This window comes from Mesorhizobium sp. M1227 (assembly GCF_040318315.1).
GTDB lineage: Bacteria > Pseudomonadota > Alphaproteobacteria > Rhizobiales > Rhizobiaceae > Mesorhizobium.
The window spans coordinates 1-896 of record NZ_JAMYLZ010000106.1 but is presented as its reverse complement, the minus strand read 5'-3'; the positions used below and the strand labels follow the sequence as shown (position 1 = coordinate 896).

Here is an 896-nt window from a genome sequence, read left to right as displayed (position 1 = left end):
CGATCCTGAAGAACCCATTCTACGCCGGCGCCTATGTCTATGGTAAGAGCGAGAAGCGCACTGAGATCGTCGATGGCCGCGTTCGCAAGAGCTATGGCCATTATAAGCCGGCTAGCGAGTGGGCGGTGGTGCTCAAGGACCATCACGAAGGCTACATCGGATGGAGCGAGTACGAACGGAACCAGGAACTGCTCGCGGCCAACGCTTATGGCAAAGCCGACGGCGTCAAGTCGGGCCACTTGCGGTCGCGCGCTCCTCCCCGGTCTCATCTCCTGTGGTCGATGCAGGCGAAGACTGGTTGTCATGTATGCCGGACGCGGCCAAGGTTATCCGGTATATCGCTGCGAGCGCGGCAACCTCATGATGGCACAGGCGCGATGCATGTCGTTCAACGGCTTTCGCGCCGACGCGGCGGTGACCCGCGAAGCGCTGGAGGCGGTTGCGCCGATGGCGATCGAAGCGGCGTTGGAGGCTGAACGGATGCAGCTGGAGAGCGAAGCCAAGCGGCGGCAGATGATCGAGATGGACCTGCAGCAGGCGCGTTATGAGGCATCGCTCGCCGAGCGCCGCTATGCCGCTTGCGACCCGGAGAACCGGCTTATTGCGGCCCAGCTCGAGAGGAGTTGGGAAGCCACGCTCAGGCGCGTGGAGACCTGCGAGGCCCGGCTGAGCGAAGTCCAGCGTGTGGAGCCTGTCGACGCGGTTCCGGACTTCACGGGCCTCGCCCAGAATCTCGAGGCCACCTGGAACGCGCCGGGTGTCGACATGCGCTGTCGTCAGCAACTGCTGCGCGCGCTCATCAAGGACATCGTGGCGGATGTCGATGACGATGCGCGCGACGTGATCTTGACCATCCACTGGCACGGAGGCCAGCACTCGCAGGTACGGGTTCGCAA

1 pseudogene is annotated in these 896 nt (G+C 63.6%); it reads left to right on the top strand.

Going from position 1 to position 896, the window contains the following annotated elements:
* Positions 1-896 (top strand): annotated as a pseudogene (locus NKH28_RS34300) (recombinase family protein); the annotation flags it as partial.